Source organism: Bradyrhizobium sp. LB13.1 (assembly GCF_054056815.1).
The window spans coordinates 3544702-3562463 of the sequence record NZ_JBSRYQ010000001.1; the positions used below are offsets into that span (position 1 = coordinate 3544702).

Genomic DNA, 17762 nt, shown 5'->3' on the forward strand with positions numbered 1-17762 from the left:
ATATCGCCAGTGCCGGCGGCACCGCGCCAACAGCGGCCGCCAATCTGGGAGAGAACGCCGTGACTGATACCGCGACCGGGCCGCTGCCCGCTTCCGTCCTCGAAGCGCTGGGCCGCTACGACACGCCGACGATCTGCAATGCCATGGAGATCGTGGCGCCCGAGCGCCGGTTGATCGGCTACACCATCAAGCAACTGGTCTGCCCGTTCCCCGATCTGCCGCCGATCGTCGGCTACGCTCGCACGGTTGCAATCCGCTCGGTGCTGAAAAATTCGCTGCCGCCGGAAGAGCAGTCGAAGCGCCGCATCGACTATTACGAATATGTCGGCACCGGCTTTGGTCCGCGCATCTCGGTGATCCAGGACATCGACGGTCCCGACGTCGGCTACGGCGCGTTCTGGGGCGAGGTGCAGAGCAACGTGCACAAGGCGCTCGGCTGCCTCGGTGTCATCACCGACGGCTCGATCCGCGACATTCCGCAATGGGCCCCGGGCTTCCAGGCGCTGGCCGGCTCGATCGGGCCGTCGCATGCCTGGGTGCATGCGGAGAGCTTTGGCGGCGAGGTGCGCGTCGCCGGCATGACCGTGAAATCGGACGATCTGATCCACGCCGATCTGCACGGCGCCATCGTGATCCCACGCGACATCGCCGCAAAACTGCCCGACGCCGCCGAGCTCTGCGGCCGCCGCGAGACGCCGATCCTCGAGATCGCCCGCAGCCCCGACTTCTCGCTGGAGAAGCTCAAGGCCGCGCTGAAGCGCTCTGCTGAGATCCACTAACGGCGGGACTGGAACGATCTACGGCTGCGGCGCCGCCCGCGGGCTGCCCTGTTCCGTCAAGAACAGGGCGGCCTGATCCGGCTCGCCGAACACTGCGGCAGCGCAGCCAATCAAGGTGAAGCCGCCGGCAAAATCCCACAGAGTAATATCTTCCGCATTGTCCGGGATGTGGATCAAGCGCGCTGCGATCACGGCCAAGGCCGCCTCGATAAAGAGCAGCACGCTGAACACCGGCAGGACGAGCTCGGGTTTGAGCATGTGGAGCGCCAGCACTGCGGGAAGCGCGGTGAGAAGACTGAACAGCGTCACCATTACGATGCCTTCCGCCATGAGTGTGCCGGCCCGCGCCAGAATACCAACTGACCCGTCACCCCCGATGTGGCGCAAGGCCGCAGCCGAAGGGTTCGCGCACCCACAGCCTTGAGTGACGGGGGCGCGAGAGCCCTTATGGTTATCAAAACGTTGAAAGTCCTGTCGGCAGTCGGCAAGCCGGCGCCTTTCAGCGCGCTGCACCCGCCAGGCGAGCCGGCTCAACTTAACCTTTACGCGTCTTTAATCGCAGCTCACTAGGGTTTCCGATGCGGTTCGGGGTTGGGCCGCGCCATCGGCCAGGACGGCCGTTGTTGTGTGCGCGTTGGAGTCTTCCATGGATATCATGACGGGCGCCGGCCTCGTGGCGGGCATTATCGTCGTCGCGACGATGGTGTTGCTGGGCGGCGATCTGCACATGTTCATCAGCGAGCATGCGATGATCATCATCTTCGGCGGATCGGCCGCAGCGACCATGATCCGCTTTCCGCTCTCGGTGCTGATGCACGGCCTGCCGCTCGGCATGAAGTTCGCCTTCACGATGAGCCGGCTGTCGGCGCACGATCTGGTCGACGAGCTCGCCCGCATCGCCGAGATTGCCCGCAAGCAGGGCCCGGTGGGGGTTGGAAAAGGTCGAGACCGACGAGCCTTTCCTCGCCAAGGGCATTCGCTACGTCGCCGACGGGTACGACCTCGATTTCATTCGGGATAATTTGGAACGCGACCGCGACAATTTCCTGATGCATCTGAACGAAGGCAGCAAGATCTACCGCGCCGTCGGCGACTGCGCGCCCGCGTTCGGCATGATCGGAACCCTGATCGGCATGGTGCAAATGTTTTCGAACATGTCAGATCCCTCGAAGCTCGGCCCGTTCATGGCGACCGCCCTGCTGGCAACTCTCTACGGTGCGCTGGTCGCGAACCTGCTCTGCCTGCCGATCGCCGACAAGCTGCATGGCAAGCTGATCGACGAGGAAACCAATCGTACGCTGATCATCGACGGCATTCTGATGATCCGCGACTCCAAGAGCCCGACTTTGGTGCGCGAAATGCTGCTGGCCTATCTTCCCGAGAAGCACCGCCACGCCGAAGGCGAGCCGGTTCCGGCGTAACGCCGGACGTCGGGATCTGACCCATGGCCAAGAAAAAACGCGAAGAAGCACATGGCGGCCATGGCTGGTTCGTGACGTTTGCCGATCTGATGGCCTTGCTGCTGGCGTTTTTCGTGATGCTGGTCGCATTCTCCACGCAGGACTCCAACAAGCTGAAGATCGTCGCGGGCTCCATGCGCGAGGCCTTCGGCGTCCAGAGCGAAGCGCGCTACGCCGGCATCATCGAATCCGACGGCCTGCCGACCCGCGCGCGGCTGAAGAACGTCGACCACATTCAGCCTGAAGACGCCTCCAACACGCCGACGCCGGACCAGGAGGATCATGACCGCACGTCGGGAGCGAAGATCAAGGTCGATCGCAATTTTGCGCTGGCGGCGGCTTCGCTGCGCCAAGCCTTGCAGGACATGCCGGAACTGACCGAGATATCCAAGCACATCATGTTCGAAGAGACCAAGCAGGGCCTCAACCTCGAGATCGTGGATCAGGACGGCCGCTCGATGTTCGCCGACGGCTCCAAGGTGCCCTATGACCGCACCCGCCGGCTGATCGAGAAGCTCGCTGTCCCGCTCAAGGCGACGCCGCTGCGCGTCTCCATCGCCGGCCATACCGCGGCTGGATTCGTGCCGACCCGCAGCGACTACGGCGCCTTCGACCTTTCAGCCGACCGCGCCAATGCCGTGCGCCAGATCCTCGAACGCGAGGGCTTGCCGCCGGCGCACGTCTTCGCCGTCGCCGGCAAGGCTGACACCCAGCCGCTGTTTCCGGACGATCCCTCGCTCGCGGCCAACCGGCGGGTGACCATCACCCTGATGCGCGAAGATCCGCCGCTGCCGCCGAATTTGAAGCCGTAGGGCGCTTTCAAGCGAAGGGACGCCGGTCGCGCGAAGAAAACGCGTCGAAATCAGAATTTGGAGCCGGTTCCGGTGCAATTGAAACGGAAAGGCTCCAAGCCCTTGCGCTACGATCTTACCTGAGGCATGTCGTCGCGCGTCGACGACCGTTGCTGCGCCGTCACAGCATTCGGCTCCGCGCCTGCTAAGGTGGCGTGTCGTTTGACAAGCGCGCCGGAACCGTCAAAAGGCGCCGGATCATTTCTCGGGAAGAAGCGTTTCTAGTCTCTCATGACGGCGAGCATCACATCGACCGAACCCCAGGACGCGCCAGTTACCTCGGGATTCTGGGGCCTGACGCTCGGGAGCATCGGCGTCGTCTTCGGCGATATCGGTACCTCGCCGCTTTATGCATTTCACGAGGCGGTACGGGGCGCGGCCCATGGCGCGCCGGTCTCGCGGGTCATGGTGCTCGGCGTGCTCTCGCTGATCCTCTGGGCGCTGCTGATCGTCGTCACCGCCAAATACGTGCTGCTGCTGCTGCGCGCTGACAACAACGGGGAGGGTGGCACGCTTTCGCTGATGGCGCTCGGCCAGCGCGCGCTCGGGCGGCGGAGCTGGTTCCTGATGGCGCTCGGCGTGGTCGGCGCTTCCATGTTCATCGGCGATTCCATGATCACGCCGGCAATCTCGGTGCTGTCGGCGGTCGAGGGCCTGAAGCTCGCAACGCCTGCGTTTGAACACTACGTCGTGCCGCTCACTGTCTTCATCCTGGCGCTGCTGTTCGCTGTCCAGAGCAAGGGGACGGCACTGGTGGCCTCGGCCTTTGGCCCCGTGATGGTGATCTGGTTCACCGTTCTTGCCGTACTCGGCATCATTCACATCGCCGACGACCCGTCGGTGCTTGCTGCCATCAATCCCTATTACGCGCTGCAATTCCTGCTGTCGCATGGCACGATCGGCCTGGTGACACTGGGCGCCGTGTTCCTGGCTGTGACCGGCGGCGAGGCGCTCTATGCAGATCTCGGCCATTTCGGCCGCAAGCCGATCCAGTCGGCCTGGATGTTCTTCGTGCTGCCCTCGCTCCTGATCAACTATTTCGGGCAGGGCGCGCTGGTGCTGTCCGATCCCAGCGCGATCGAGCACTCGTTCTACCGCATGGTGCCAGAGCATTTCGTGCTGCCGCTGGTCGGACTTGCGACCGCGGCGACCGTGATTGCGAGCCAGGCGGTGATCACGGGGGCCTATTCGCTGGTCTATCAGGCTGTGCAGCTCGGGCTCCTGCCGCGCTTCGAGGTGCGCTTCACCTCGGAAACCCACGCCGGCCAGATCTATCTTCCGCGTGTAAACCGGCTGCTCCTGATCGGTGTGATGCTGCTGGTGTTGTTGTTCCACACCCCCAGCAATCTGGCTTCGGCCTACGGTATCGCGGTCTCCACCACCATGGTCGCCGACGGCATCATGGGTTTCATCGTGATCTGGAAATTGTGGAACTGGCGCGCCGCGACGGCCGCAGTGGTGATCCTGCCGTTTGTCGTGGTCGACCTGAGCTTCTTCAGCGCGAATCTTCTGAAGCTGCTCGAAGGCGCCTGGGTGCCGCTGTTGTTCGGCGTGGCCATGGCCGGGACAATCTGGACCTGGCGGCGAGGGTCGGGGATACTGATCCAGAAGACGCGCCGGATCGAGGTGCCGCTGGACGATCTGATCCGCAGCCTGGAGAAGCGGCCGCCGCATATCGTCAAGGGCACCGCGGTGTTCCTGACCAGCGATCCCTCCTTCGTGCCGACCGCGCTGCTGCACAATCTCAAGCACAACAAGGTACTGCACGAGCACAACGTGATCCTGACGATCGAGACCGCGCATATGCCGCGAGTCGACCTGTCCGAGCGTTTCCGGATGGAGAAGATCAGCGACAAGTTCTTCAAGGTCCGCCTGCGCTTCGGTTACATGGAGCAGCCGAACGTGCCCAAGGCGCTCGCGATCGCGCGCAAGCAGGGCTGGCAGTTCGACATCATGTCGACGTCGTTCTTCGTGTCGCGGCGCTCGCTGAAGGCGTCGGCGCAGTCCGGCATGCCGCTCTGGCAGGACCATTTATTCATCGCGCTGAGCCGGTCCGCCAACGACGCCACCGACTATTTCCAGATTCCCACCGGGCGGGTGGTTGAAGTCGGAACCCAAGTCACCATTTGAACGCGATCGGCTGAGCAATGCAGAATTGCATGGCTAAGGACCAGAATCAGGCTAGGCTATGCCGATAGCGCAGGCCTATAAGCCGCGCGCCCTTCCGCCATTGTGCAGTGAAGCATTCTAGAGGCCACCAGGCTCTCCCATGACAAGTGACGTAGCGATTTCCGCCCCGGAAACGGCGGCGGCCAATGGGCATGGCGATGCCCACACGACCGCCCGTTTCGGTGCGCTGACGCTCGGCAGCATCGGCGTCGTCTATGGCGATATCGGCACCAGCCCGCTCTACGCGTTCCGCGAGGCGGTGATGGCGGCTTCCGGCGTGGAGGGCGTGCCGACGCAAGCAGCCGTGCTCGGCGTGCTCTCACTGATCCTGTGGGCGCTCATCGTCGTGGTGACGCTCAAATACGTCGTGATCCTGCTTCGCGCCGACAACAACGGCGAGGGCGGCACGCTGGCGCTGATGGCGCTGGCCCAGCGTGCGGTCGGCACCGGCGGAGCCACCATCGTCCTGCTCGGCATCATTTCCGGCGCCCTGTTCTACGGCGACGCCGTGATTACGCCGGCGCTCTCGGTGCTGTCGGCGATCGAAGGCATGAAGGACGTCACGCTGCGCTTCGAGCCCTACATCGTACCGCTGACCATCATCATCCTGGTCGGACTGTTCGCCGTGCAGTCCCGCGGTACAGCTCGCGTCGCCGCCTTCTTCGGCCCGATTATGTGCGTCTGGTTCGCGGTCATCGCGGCAGCGGCGATCCACCCGATCATCGAGCAGCCGCAGGTGCTGTACGCGCTGAACCCGCTCTACGCCGTGTCCTTCATGTTCCACCACGGCATCATCGGCTTCGTGACGCTGGGCGCGGTGTTCCTGGCGGTCACCGGTGCCGAGGCCCTCTATGCCGACCTCGGCCATTTCGGCAAGCGGCCGATCCAGATCGCCTGGCTGTCCATCGTGCTGCCGTCGCTGGCGCTGAACTATCTGGGGCAGGGCGCCCTCGTGCTCGGCGATCCCGGTGCGATCGTGAGCCCGTTCTTCCAGCTCTTTCCGCAAGGCTTTTTCCGCGGCTGCATGGTCGTGCTGGCGACCGCCGCAACTGTCATTGCGAGCCAGGCGGTCATCACCGGCGCCTATTCGCTGACACGCCAGGCGATCCAGCTTGGCCTGCTGCCGCGCTTTGAAATTCGCCATACGTCTGAAGCCCATTCGGGCCAGATCTTCATCCCGCGCATCAACCAGCTCCTGCTGCTCGCGGTGGTGCTGCTGGTGCTCTTGTTCCGCTCCTCCAGCGCGCTGGCCTCGGCCTATGGCATCTCCGTCACGGGCACCATGGTCGTCACGGCGATGATGGGCTTCGTCGTGATCTGGAAGGTCTGGAAGTGGTCGCCGTTCACGGCTGCCGCCCTGATCGCGCCGTTCCTGTTCTTAGATCTCACGTTCCTGGCCGCCAATTTGCTCAAGGTGTTCGAGGGTGGCTGGGTGCCGCTGGCGCTCGGCGCGCTCATGATCATCCTGATGTACACGTGGCGACGCGGCAGCCGGCTGCTGTTCGAGAAGTCACGCAAGCTCGAATTCCCCCTCGCCGACCTCGTGGCGATGCTGGAGAAGCGGCCGCCGCAGCGCGTACCTGGCACCGCAGTGTTCCTGACCAGCGATCCCCTCAGCGCTCCGACCGCGCTGATGCATAGTCTGAAGCATTACAAGGTGCTGCATGAGAAGAACGTCATTCTCACCATCGAGACCGCGCAGACCCCGCGCATCAATCCGGCCGAACGGGTGAGGCTGGAGCAGATCTCGCCGACCTTCTCCAAAGTGACGCTGAAGTTCGGCTTCATGGAATCGCCCAACGTGCCGAAGGCGCTGGCGATCGCCCGCAAGCTCGGCTGGCAGTTCGACATCATGTCGACCTCGTTCTTCCTGTCGCGGAGGGCGCTCAAGCCGGCCGCCCATTCCGGCATGCCGCGCTGGCAGGACCGGCTGTTCATCTCGCTCAGCCGTTCCGCCAACGACGCCACCGACTATTTCCAGATCCCCAGCGGTCGCGTGGTCGAGGTCGGGACCCAGGTAACGATCTAAAGCGACGATCTGATCCGCCATTTGAAGGTCGCATTTCAAGTCGCTGCGATTTAACTTTAACTTGCACGGATGAGCCCAAGCCTTTGTAGCGCTTGATTTTCGCTCACCGAGAGGCGAGGTTGCCGCCCGCGGGGATCACCCCGGATGCGGCTGCGACGTTGGAGGATGATATGGCAAACCAAGTACAGGATCTGACCCCGGACGAGGTCTCCAAGGGTGTCGCGGAGGGCCGCTATCTCCTCGTCGACGTTCGCGAGCCGAACGAGGTGGAAGCCGAGGCCTATCCCTACGGTGTCGTCGTGCCGCTCTCGACCTTCGATCCCAAGGCGATCCCCGATCCCGCCGGCAAGGAGGTCGTGTTCGCCTGCCGCTCGGGCAAACGCTCGGTCACGGCCTCGCTCGCGGCGCAGGCGGCAGGCCTGCCGTATGACAAGCATCTGGCCGGCGGCATGCTGGGCTGGAAGGCGGCGGGTCTTCCCAGCAAGGTCGGTGGCTGACCGGCCGATGACCAAGAGCTCGTCCCTGAACAACGTTTTCGCCGACCTTCCCGTCACCATCTTCGAGGCGATGTCGCAGGCCGCTCGCGACAACGCCGCCATCAATCTTGGCCAGGGTTTTCCCGACGATCCCGGTCCTGAGGACATCCGCCGCGCCGCGGCCGATGCATCGCTGAACGGCTACAACCAGTACCCGTCGATGATGGGCCTGCCGGAACTGCGCCAGGCGATCGCCACGCACTACGACCATTGGCATGGCCTCAAGCTCGATCCGATGAGCGAGGTGATGGTGACCTCCGGCGGCACCGAGGCGCTGACTTCGGCCATCCTCGCGGTGGTCCAGCCCGGTGACGAGGTGGTGTGCTTCCAGCCGGTGTACGATTCCTATCTGCCGATCATCCGCCAGGCCGGCGGCATTCCGCGCCTGGTCCGGCTCGAGCCGCCGCATTGGCGGCTGAATGAGGACATGCTGAAAAGCGTCTTCAGTTCAAAGACCAAGGCGGTGCTCTTCAACAATCCCCTGAATCCGTCCGCGGTGGTGTTTCCGCGCGAAGACCTCGAGCTGCTGGCGCGCTACTGCCAGGAGTTCGACGTCATCGCGATCTGCGACGAGGTCTGGGAGCACGTCACCTTCGACGAGCACAAGCACATCCCGCTGATCACGATCCCCGGCATGCGTGATCGCACCATCAAGGTCGGCTCGGCCGGGAAGATCTTCTCGCTGACGGGCTGGAAGATCGGCTTCGTCTGCGCCGCGCCGCCGCTGCTGCGCGTCGCCGCCAAGGTGCACCAGTTCCTGACCTTCACCACCGCGCCCAACCTCCAGGCCGCCGTCGCCTACGGCCTCGGCAAGCCCGACGAGTATTTCCTGTCAATGCGCAAGGACCTGACGCGGAGCAGAGACCGCCTCGCCAAGGGGCTGGAGAGCCTCGGCTTCCCCGTGCTGAAGTCGCAGGGCACCTACTTCCTCACCGTCGACCTGTCGCCGCTCGGGCTTAACGAGAGCGACACCGAGTTCTGCTGGCGGATCGTGAAGGACTACAAGGTCGCGGCCATCCCGGTCTCGGCCTTCTACGAGCAGGACCCCGTGACCTCGGTGGTGCGCTTCTGCTTTGCCAAGAAGGACGAGACGCTCGACACCGCGCTGGAGCGGCTGTCGGACGCGGTGCGCAGGCGCAAGAGGTAGGGAGATGACGAACGTCAGCCGCTCAGGGGCTCGCCTTGGTCTCGCGTTCGCCGCGGCGCTGGCGTGGCTCCCGGGTCCCGCCGGGGCCGAAGAGCGGGTCGTCAACTTCTACAACTGGTCGAACTACGTGGCGCCTGACGTCCTCGATGCCTTCACCAGGGAGACCGGCATCAAGGTGGTCTACGACACGTTTGATGCCAACGAGACGCTGGAGACGCGCCTGATGGCCGGTAAGTCCGGCTATGACGTCGTGGTACCGACGGCTTATTTCCTCCAGCGCCAGATCAAGGCCAATATCTTCCAGAAGCTCGACAAGTCGAAGCTGCCGAACCTTGCCAATGCCTGGTCGGTGGTGACCGAACGTCTCGCGATCTACGATCCCGGCAATGTCTACGCCGCCAACTACATGTGGGGCACGACCGGCATCGGCTACAATGTCGCGAAGCTGAAGCAGATTCTGGGAGCGGCCGCGAAGATCGACAGCTGGGACATCGTGTTCAAGCCGGAGAATTTGGCAAAATTCAAAGACTGCGGCGTCCACATGCTCGACTCCGCCGACGACATTTTTCCGGCGGCGCTGAATTATCTCGGGCTCGATCCGAACTCGACCAGGCAGGCGGACCTTGAGAAGGCGGCCGATGTCGTCGCCAAGGTTCGGCCCTCCGTGCGCAAGTTTCATTCGTCCGAATATCTCAGCGCGCTCGCGACCGGCGAGATCTGCTTCGTGGTCGGCTGGTCCGGCGACATCATGCAGGCCCGCGCCCGCGCCGCCGAAGCCAAAGGCGGCATCGAGATCGGCTACGCGATTCCCAAAGAGAGCGCGCAGATGTTCTTCGACAATCTGTCGATTCCCGCGGATGCCAAGAACGTCAAGGAAGCCTACGAGCTGATCAACTATCTCTACCGACCGGACGTGGCCGCCAAAAACACGGACTTCCTGTCCTACGCCAACGGCAACCTCGCCAGCCAGAAGCTGGTCGACCCGAAAATTTTGAACAACAAGAACATCTATCCGGACGAGGCGACGCTTTCAAAACTGTTCGTCATCACCGCGCGTGAGCCGGCGACCCAACGTGTCATCAACCGGCTCTGGATCAAGGTGAAGACGGGGCGTTGAGGCGCCGCGTTCCGTCATTGCGAGCGAAGCGAAGCAATCCAGAATCTTTCCGCGTTGACAGTCTGGATTGCTTCGCTACGCGTAACTGCCCAGGTGGCCGTTTGTATTCTCTTGACTGACCACATGTGTTTGTGAGTCAAGGTATGGGTGACGCCGCCAAATTCCTCATTGTCTGTGGATGCCCTGCTGGCTCTGATTGGGGAGTTGCAGGAGCGCAACCTGATGTTGGAGCAGCAGAACGCATTGCTGACGGTGCGTGTGGCCGATCTGGAGCGTCGGCTTGGTCTGGATAGCTCCAATAGCAGCAAGCCGCCTTCGAGCGATGGACCGGGCCAGGCTTCTCGCCGGACACAGAGCCTGCGTGAGCGAGGGTTGAAGAAGCCCGGCGGCCAGCCCGGCCATGCAGGCAAACACTTGAAGCGGTCCGAACGGGTCGATCATACGATCATGCATCGCCCTGTTAGATGCGGGCGCTGCCGAATGGCGCTGGAGGGTGAACTGCTGGAACTTGTCGGCAGCCGTCAGGTGTTCGATCTGCCGGCGCCGGCGCCGCTGCTCGTCACGGAGCATCAGCTCCATCGTTGCAAATGCAGCGGCTGTGGCGCGGTCACGACAGGATCGTTTCCACCCGAGGTAAGGGCGCCGGCGCAATATGGCGTCCGGTTGGCCGCTGTGGTGACCTATCTGTCGGCGGGACAGTTTCTGCCTGAAGATCGGCTCGGGCAAATCCTCTCCGATCTGTTTGGCGTGACCATCTCGGCCGGCACGATCGGACAAATGATCGCCCGGGCTGCCAGCCGGACGCAGGATTTCGCTGCGGCAGTCTGCGAGCAAATCCGCCGGGCACCGGTCAAGCATTTGGATGAGACCGGGTTCTGGGTGGGCGCCACGCCGCAATGGCTGCATGTCGCGGGCACCGCCGGGATCAATGGGCTGGTGCATTATCGCGTCTCACCCAGGCGCGGCGAGGTGCTGACGCAAGCGGCGCATATCGTTGTGCACGACCATTGGACATCCTATTTTCTTTTCAGATGTCCGGTGTCACGCATGCGCTGTGCAATGCGCATCACCTGCGCGAGTTGACGGCGCTGGTGGACATCGATGGCGAGGCCTGGGCCCGGCGCATGCGCGGGTTGCTCCGCTGCCTGTGCCACGAGGTCAATCTGGCGTCAGAGCATCCAACCGATCAGACAGGCGCGCTGCGTCCCAACAGAATCCGCGCCGCCGAGCGACTTTATGACCGCATTATCCGCGCCGGTATCGCCTGGCACGAGGCGCTACCCGCGCTGCCTCGCGACATCAAGCGCGGGCGGATCAGACGGCGCACGGGCCATAATCTCCTGTTGCGCCTCAAGTTACATAAAGAGGCGGTGCTGCTGTTTCTGCACAACTCGGCGGTGCCGTTTACCAACAACGAGGCCGAGCGCGATGCTCGGATGATGAAATTGCGGCAGAAGATCTCTGCGCCGGCTTCCGCACCTCACAAGGCGCAGACAATTTCGCCACGCTTCGCACCCTGATCGGTACCGCTCGAAAGCGCGGATGGAACATGCTCGAAACATTGTCCCGATGCCCCACACAACTCATCCACAAACTCAGCGTCGCCTAACCGAGCAAACGGACCTGGGCAGTTACCGCTTCGCTCGCAATGACGGTCACTACCGCCATCTCCGATGCAGCCATAGCCACTGCTCGGGATGCTCGCGGACCCAGCCTTCTACGACGTTCGTGATCGCCTGGGTCGTGCCCTGGATGTCGATCTTGCCGTCGGCGTCGCGCACCGGCGGGATCTCTTCCGTCAGTTCGGCGCGGAAACGGTTGCCGGGCAGGCGGATGATGCGGACGCCATGGATGGGACAATCGACCTGGCGCAAGAGGCGCGCCAACATCGGATTGGCGCGGGTCTTGCGGCCGAAGAAGGTAACCTCGACGCCGCCGGTCAGATACTGGTCGATCAGCATGGCGACGTGCTTGCCGTCCTTCAGCGCCTGCGCGAGCCGTAGCGGCGCGTCGCGTCCCGCCGGGATCAGCGTGCCCATGTTGACCTGGCGCATCTCCTGAATGATGCGGTCGGCGGAAGCAATGTTCGGCCGGCGGTAGAGGATCGCCGTGTCGAGCCCATGCGCAACCGCCGCGAGCGCAGGCAATTCCCAGTTCGACAGATGGGCTGCGAAGATCAGCGCCGGCTTGCCGTCGTCGCGGATGCGGTCGAACAGCTCGATGCTATGCTTGGGCAATTCGATCCGGCTGTTTTCCGGATGATCGCGGTCATAGTCCCAGACGTGGTCCATATGGGCGAATTCGGCGCCGACGCGGCCGAGATTGTCCCAGACGCCCATCAAGATGGATTCGATCTCCTCGGGCGACTTTTCCGGAAAGGCGGCTGTGAGGTTGGCGCGGCCGATCCGATGCTCGCGCAGGCGCGGCCCGATCAGCTTGGTGACGCGCGCGAAAAAGTCTGAGGTCTTGGCCGGATCGAAATAGCGCGTGGTGCGCAGCATGCCGACGGTGGCAGCGCCGATCAGGCCTCCACCGATCGACTTGGCGACTTCCCGCGCGCGGGCCTTCGTCCTCGCAGGAAGCAGCGCCATGCGTCCGGTCAGGCCGGTTCGCGGGTCAGGATCAGCGAGGCGTTCTGGCCGCCGAAGCCGAACGAGTTCGACATCACCGCGGTGACGCGGGCGTCGCGCGCCTTGTTGCCGACGACGTCGAACAGGATCGTGGGATCCGGATTGTCGTAGTTGATCGTCGGCGGGATGCGCTGATGCTCCAGCGTCAGCAGCGAGAAGATCGCCTCGACCGCGCCTGCGGCCGAGATGGTGTGGCCGACCATCGACTTGTTGGAGGTGACCGGAATCTTTTGCACGAGCTCGCCGAACACGGCCGATGTCGTATTGTACTCCATCTTGTCGTTCTCGGGCGTCGCGGTGCCGTGCGCGTTGATGTGGTCGATCTGGTCCGGCGTCATGCCGGCATCGGCCAGCGTCTTGTTCATGCAGCCGATGATCGGCTTGCCGTCGGGCGACGAGCGGGTGCGATGGAAGGAATCGGTGAGCTCGCCGCAGCCGGCGATCACGCCGAGGATTTTTGCGCCGCGCGCGGTGGCGGCTTCATAGCTTTCCAGCACGAGGGCGCCGGCGCCTTCGGCCATGACAAAGCCGTCGCGGTTCTTGGAGAAGGGGCGGGAGGCTGCCTGCGGCGGATCGTTCTGGGTCGACAGCGCCGAGAGCAGCGAGAAGCGCACCAGCGCCTCCGGATTCACGGTGCCGTCGGTCGCCACGCACAGCGCGGCGTCGGTCTCGCCGCGGCGGATCGCCTCGACGCCGAGCTGGATCGAGGTCGCGCCCGAAGCGCAGGCTGTCGACAGCGAGATCGGCGAGCCCTTGGTGCCGAAGGTCTCGGCGAGGTGGGCGGCGACCGAGCCGAACATGAAGCGGTGATGATAGGCGCTGTATTTGCCGCCGCCGGAGATGCGCAGCAGATCGTCATAGGTGAAGTCGAGCGCGCCGACGGCGCGGCCGAGCTCACGACGCTGCGGCCATTCGACCTCGACCGGCGCAACCGCCAGGAAAAGGGGACCCGGGAAATCAGCCTTGGCGCCGATGCCGGCCTGCGTGAGCGCTTCCTCCGTCACCAGTTCGGCCATTCGCTCGGACAGACCGGTGGAGGAGAACGGATCGACGCTGACGAAATCCACGGTGCCGGCCATCGTGGTCTTCAGGCCGTCGACCGGAAAGCGCGTGATGGTGCGAATGCCGGATTCACCGGCGACGAGCTTCGCCCAATTGTCGCCTTTGCCGTTACCGAGCGAGGTCATGATGCCCATGCCGGTGACGACGACGACGGGACGCCCGAGTTTGTCGCGTGGTGCAGTCATGTCGATCCCCCGATAGAGCTAACTAAACTGCCTCGACCAGCGCCATGCCTTCGCCGCGCCAGTGTCCGGCCCCCACGACCACAATTTGGGTGGGCGCCCCCTGCATTTCAATCTCGGTCCCGGTCGAATCGTTCGGCGGAAACAGCGCGCCGCGCGAGATCGACAGCGCCGCGAGCGCAAGGCCGAGCGGGAATTGCGTTTCCATGGTGTGGCCGAACATCGTGCCGGTCGAGCGCACCGGGAAGTCGGCGTGGCCCTTCAGGAAGCCGCGCTCTTCGCTCGTGGCGGGCTCCGCGCCGGTCGCGCCGGATATGATCGCGCCCTTGCCGTCGCGCTTCGGCAGCTTCGCCCAAAGCTTCTCCAGCGTCGCGGCCATGTCGCCGGGCTGCTTGCGGCGGGCGAGGTCGGCAATGACGCTCGACAGCTTTGCGAACGGCTTTGCGCCACGCGCTTCCGCATGCGCCTTCGATTCCAGCACCAGAAACGCGCCGGCCGAGCCGAGCGCGAAGCCGGCGTGGTCCTCGCGCGCCCACACCGGAGCGAACTTGTCCTTCAGGTTGAAGTCACCGAATTCGTAGAGGACCATCAGGTCCTTGCGCTCGCCATTATGCGAGCCGCCGATCAGCGCGATGTCGCTCTCGCCCGAGGCGATGCGCGCAAGCGCGATGCGGGCGGCGTCGGCGCCCGCCACCTCTTCGCCCATGAAGGTGCGCGAGGTGCCGCCAATGCCGTGGACGATGGCGATGTTGCCGGCGAGCAGATTGGAGAGCTGCGCCAAAAACAGCGTCGGCCTGAGATCGCTCATCAGGCGTTCGTTGAGGAAGCCGGGCGCGTTGGCGCCCTTGGCCTCGGCCGTGAGCACGCCGGTGTCGACGTTGAGATCGCGCTCGCCGCCACCGGCGGCGGCGACCATGTCGATCTTCGACAGAATGTCCTTGTTGCCCTTGATGCCAGCGGAATCGAGCGCAAGGCCTGCGGCGTAGACGCCGATGCGCTGCCAGGCTTCCATCTGGCGCTGGTCGCCCTTCTTGGGTATCTGGCTGTCGTAGGTAACAGGCATCAGGGGATGCACGATGTAGGGCGCAAAGCCCTTCTCATCGACATTGATGCGCTTCTCCTGAAGCGCGGCCCAGTTGGCGTCGAGGCCCTCGCCGAGCGAGGTGGCAAGGCCAATGCCGGTAATCCAGACTTCCGTCGGGCCGGGCTTCGAAGCAGTCTCAGTCATGGCGATACGGCCTGTTGCGGAAAGCCGACGCGTTTCGCGATCGCGTCCATGTGGGAGCGCATATCCGCATTGGGGAAGGGAATCTGCGTGAACGTCAACGTCGAATTCGCTCGCAGCTTGCCGCCGACCTTGATCTTGGCCTCGGTCACCGCGTAGCCCGAGCCTTGATGCGAAAGGCTCGCCTCGATGCTCATGAGATCGCCGGGGAACACCGAACCGCGGACCTTGGCTTCCTTGACGGCGGCAAGGATCGGCATGCGCTCGAACTTGAGCACGCCGAGCTGAAGCCAGCCCGAGGCCTGCGCCATCGATTCGATCAGGAGCACGCCGGGCATCAGGGGATAGCCCGGGAAGTGCCCCTCGAAGATGGTGCTCTCCTTCGGGACCAGCGCCTCGACGACAATCGTCTGCGCGTCGATGTTGAGGTCGACGACGCGATCAATCATGTGGAAATATTCGAGTTGCATGACCGCGCGCTTACGCGCTCGCGCCCTTGGCCGCAACCAGTTCGTCGATGCGGGCGCACAGGTTCTTTAGCACGAAATACTGCTCGGTGGTCGCCTTGCCGTCGTTGACCTCCTGGGTCCACTTTTCCAGCGGCAGCTTGATACCGAACTGCTTGTCGATCGCGAACGCGATGTCCAGGAAATCGAGGCTGTCGATGCCGAGGTCGTCGATGGCATGGCTATCCGGCGTGATCGTGTCGCGCGGGATGTCGCAGGTTTCAGCGATGATCGTAGCGACCTGATCGAATGTGGAGGACATCACTAAGCCTTTGATATTTTGCTGATATTTGTCGGATTTTCCAGAGGGGAACGGTGGGTCTGCATCGCGCCCCTGATGACGCCCTCAACCCCCCTCTGGCCGGGTCGAAAGCCCGTATATCGGAGCGCCGCCCTGAGTTCAATGGAGCCGGATGGGGTGGGGACAGGGCTGGGGATGCCGGCGGGTACCCGTTCGGTCGAGGACCGGCCGCGGGTGCTGCCAGATATCTCGCCTAGGCGTGCGGAGTCGTGATCTTGAGGCAGTCGCGGCGGCCCATCAGCACGCAATCCTGGGTCCGGCGCAGATCGGCGATGCTCACCGCAAGCCAGATCCCGATCGCGGTCAGCGCGATGGTGAAGGCCAGTGCTGCGATGTTGGCGAGCATGCGATGGCGGAAATCGTCCGGTTCAGGGCGGGCCTGCTCGTAGCGCGACAGGTCGAGCGGCTCGGGCCCGACGCGCAATTGCTGCACGGTACCGTTGCCCCGGGAGGCCGTCGGGGAAGGCGAGGTGCGCGGCCTGAACTGGAGCACCCGGTGCTCGTCATCCGAGCTTATGGGCCGCTGGGTTTTCATGGTGCAGGGATCACTCCGAAGCAGCGATTTTTAGATAGCATACGTGGTGAACGCGTTGCAGAAAATCTTCTCAACGCGCACGTGCATTGCGCATTCGCACTATCCTGCTCGGGCTGCGGTGATCACGGAACCGACGTCCGGGCTGCAGGCGGTGCGTTGCAATAACTCTGCGGCCGGCTGAATGCATTTGCCGGCGCGAAGCCCGTGGCTAGTCCAGGGAACCTGAACCACCCAGTTGCAACCATGGAAGGGCCCTTCGACCATGACCACCAACACGCGCGAGCCGAGAGTGCATCCGGTGCCGATCCTGTCGCTTCGGCCGACGCAGATGACGGTCGGCATGCGCGAGGTCAAGGAGAAGCGCAAGCGCTGGCGCGAGCACGACAAGAAGAAGCAGGCTGATCTGCTCGGCAGGCACATGATCCCCGTCGTGCACGGCCCCGACGGGCGCTATTACGTGATCGACCATCATCATCTCGGCCGCGCGCTGCATGACGAAGGCGTCAAGGAGGTGCTGGTCACCATCGTCGGCGACCTCAGGATGGTCGAGCGCGAGGCGTTCTGGGGCGTGATGGACAACAAGCGCTGGGTCTATCCCTACGACGCCAAGGGCGAGCGGCGGCCGTTCCGCGACTTGCCGAAATCGATCGTCGATCTCAAGGACGATCCGTTCCGGAGCCTTGCCGGTGAGCTTCGCCGCATGGGCGGCTTCGCCAAGGACACCACGCCGTTCTCCGAATTCCTGTGGGCCGACTATCTGCGCCGAAAACTGTCGCGCAAGGCGGTGGATGCCGATTTCGACAAGTCGCTCGAGAAGGCGATGTCCTCAGCCAAGAGCAAGGATGCGATCTATCTGCCCGGCTGGTGCGGACCGGCGGAGGATGATTAGGGCGAGACGCTCACTTCAGCACGGCGTGCGGCACCACAAAACGGACCTCATCACAGCCGCTTGAGCGAAATCATTTCCCGCGCCCCATGAAGCGGTCCTGAAACAGAGCCGGTCCATCTATGAGGTAATTGAGCTCACACAGGAGGCAGGAATGCGCCGTCTGGTTTTCGCCGTTGCCTTGCTCGCGGTCGCCTCAGCAGGGATCTCGGCCTCGTTTGCCGCAGTTCATCACACCAGGACATTGACATTTTCCGAGCGCTTTGCGCCGGCGCTCGAGTTGATGGCGAAGCGCTAACGGCATAGTCGCAGCCCGTAGCCAACGCAGCGGTAGTAGGGCCGGGCGT

The 17762-nt window shown here is 63.7% G+C and carries 16 protein-coding genes and 2 pseudogenes; 11 read left to right on the forward strand and 7 right to left on the reverse strand.

Annotated elements, in window-relative coordinates:
• Window positions 1-59: 59 nt before the first annotated feature.
• Window positions 60-779 carry an RraA family protein gene (locus ACVWYI_RS16590; protein WP_456662634.1) on the forward strand — a complete coding sequence of 240 codons (720 nt, stop codon included), beginning with the start codon at window positions 60-62 and terminating at the stop codon, window positions 777-779.
• Between the two features lie 18 nt (window positions 780-797).
• Here the strand turns inward: ACVWYI_RS16590 and ACVWYI_RS16595 are convergent, their stop codons facing one another.
• Window positions 798-1109 carry a hypothetical protein gene (locus ACVWYI_RS16595; RefSeq protein WP_247446718.1) on the reverse strand — a complete coding sequence of 104 codons (312 nt, stop codon included), beginning with the start codon at window positions 1107-1109 and terminating at the stop codon, window positions 798-800.
• 316 nt (window positions 1110-1425) lie between these two features.
• On the opposite strand from ACVWYI_RS16595, the pseudogene ACVWYI_RS16600 reads away from it, so the two are divergent.
• The 8 genes and pseudogenes from ACVWYI_RS16600 (at window position 1426) to tnpC (ending at window position 11697) form a co-directional block, all read left to right on the forward strand.
• Window positions 1426-2200, forward strand: a pseudogene (locus tag ACVWYI_RS16600) (motility protein A).
• Between the two features lie 23 nt (window positions 2201-2223).
• Window positions 2224-3051 (forward strand): OmpA/MotB family protein, encoded by an 828-nt coding sequence (locus ACVWYI_RS16605; RefSeq protein WP_247345491.1) that lies wholly within the window; start codon window positions 2224-2226, stop codon window positions 3049-3051.
• Window positions 3052-3321: 270 nt separating this feature from the next.
• Window positions 3322-5220, forward strand: coding sequence for a potassium transporter Kup (locus ACVWYI_RS16610; protein ID WP_247345494.1), 1899 nt, complete (start codon window positions 3322-3324; stop codon window positions 5218-5220).
• A gap of 139 nt (window positions 5221-5359) precedes the next feature.
• Window positions 5360-7288: a potassium transporter Kup gene (locus tag ACVWYI_RS16615; protein WP_456662635.1), complete on the forward strand. Its 1929-nt coding sequence runs from the start codon at window positions 5360-5362 to the stop codon at window positions 7286-7288.
• A 170-nt stretch (window positions 7289-7458) separates the two neighbouring features.
• On the forward strand, window positions 7459-7785 hold the full coding sequence (locus tag ACVWYI_RS16620) for a rhodanese-like domain-containing protein (protein WP_015686918.1): 327 nt from the start codon (window positions 7459-7461) through the stop codon (window positions 7783-7785).
• A gap of 7 nt (window positions 7786-7792) precedes the next feature.
• Complete coding sequence (locus tag ACVWYI_RS16625; RefSeq protein WP_456662636.1) at window positions 7793-8971, forward strand: aminotransferase; 1179 nt, start codon at window positions 7793-7795, stop codon at window positions 8969-8971.
• A gap of 4 nt (window positions 8972-8975) precedes the next feature.
• The gene (locus tag ACVWYI_RS16630; protein WP_456662637.1) at window positions 8976-10088 is read left to right on the forward strand and encodes a polyamine ABC transporter substrate-binding protein; all 1113 of its coding nucleotides are present in this window, start codon (window positions 8976-8978) and stop codon (window positions 10086-10088) included.
• A gap of 147 nt (window positions 10089-10235) precedes the next feature.
• Window positions 10236-11697, forward strand: a pseudogene (tnpC, locus tag ACVWYI_RS16635) (IS66 family transposase).
• 49 nt (window positions 11698-11746) lie between these two features.
• Here the strand turns inward: tnpC and ACVWYI_RS16640 are convergent.
• The 6 genes from ACVWYI_RS16640 to ACVWYI_RS16665 all read right to left on the reverse strand — a co-directional run bounded on the left by ACVWYI_RS16640 (window position 11747) and on the right by ACVWYI_RS16665 (window position 16529).
• Complete coding sequence (locus tag ACVWYI_RS16640) at window positions 11747-12679, reverse strand: lipid A biosynthesis lauroyl acyltransferase (protein WP_456662638.1); 933 nt, start codon at window positions 12677-12679, stop codon at window positions 11747-11749.
• 8 nt (window positions 12680-12687) lie between these two features.
• On the reverse strand, window positions 12688-13965 hold the full coding sequence (locus ACVWYI_RS16645; protein WP_456662639.1) for a beta-ketoacyl-ACP synthase: 1278 nt from the start codon (window positions 13963-13965) through the stop codon (window positions 12688-12690).
• 22 nt (window positions 13966-13987) lie between these two features.
• Window positions 13988-15190: a beta-ketoacyl-ACP synthase gene (locus tag ACVWYI_RS16650; RefSeq protein WP_456662640.1), complete on the reverse strand. Its 1203-nt coding sequence runs from the start codon at window positions 15188-15190 to the stop codon at window positions 13988-13990.
• Window positions 15187-15657 (reverse strand): 3-hydroxyacyl-ACP dehydratase FabZ family protein, encoded by a 471-nt coding sequence (locus tag ACVWYI_RS16655; RefSeq protein ID WP_456662641.1) that lies wholly within the window; start codon window positions 15655-15657, stop codon window positions 15187-15189. Before ACVWYI_RS16655 ends, ACVWYI_RS16650 begins: the two co-directional genes overlap by 4 nt.
• A gap of 10 nt (window positions 15658-15667) precedes the next feature.
• Window positions 15668-15955: an acyl carrier protein gene (locus tag ACVWYI_RS16660; protein WP_007592476.1), complete on the reverse strand. Its 288-nt coding sequence runs from the start codon at window positions 15953-15955 to the stop codon at window positions 15668-15670.
• A gap of 232 nt (window positions 15956-16187) precedes the next feature.
• Window positions 16188-16529, reverse strand: coding sequence for a hypothetical protein (locus tag ACVWYI_RS16665; RefSeq protein WP_247345517.1), 342 nt, complete (start codon window positions 16527-16529; stop codon window positions 16188-16190).
• A 262-nt stretch (window positions 16530-16791) separates the two neighbouring features.
• Between ACVWYI_RS16665 and ACVWYI_RS16670 the strand changes: the two genes are divergently transcribed.
• Window positions 16792-17418 carry a ParB-like protein gene (locus ACVWYI_RS16670; RefSeq protein WP_354103805.1) on the forward strand — a complete coding sequence of 209 codons (627 nt, stop codon included), beginning with the start codon at window positions 16792-16794 and terminating at the stop codon, window positions 17416-17418.
• 151 nt (window positions 17419-17569) lie between these two features.
• Window positions 17570-17713 (forward strand): hypothetical protein, encoded by a 144-nt coding sequence (locus tag ACVWYI_RS16675; protein WP_247446726.1) that lies wholly within the window; start codon window positions 17570-17572, stop codon window positions 17711-17713.
• Window positions 17714-17762 lie beyond the last annotated feature (49 nt).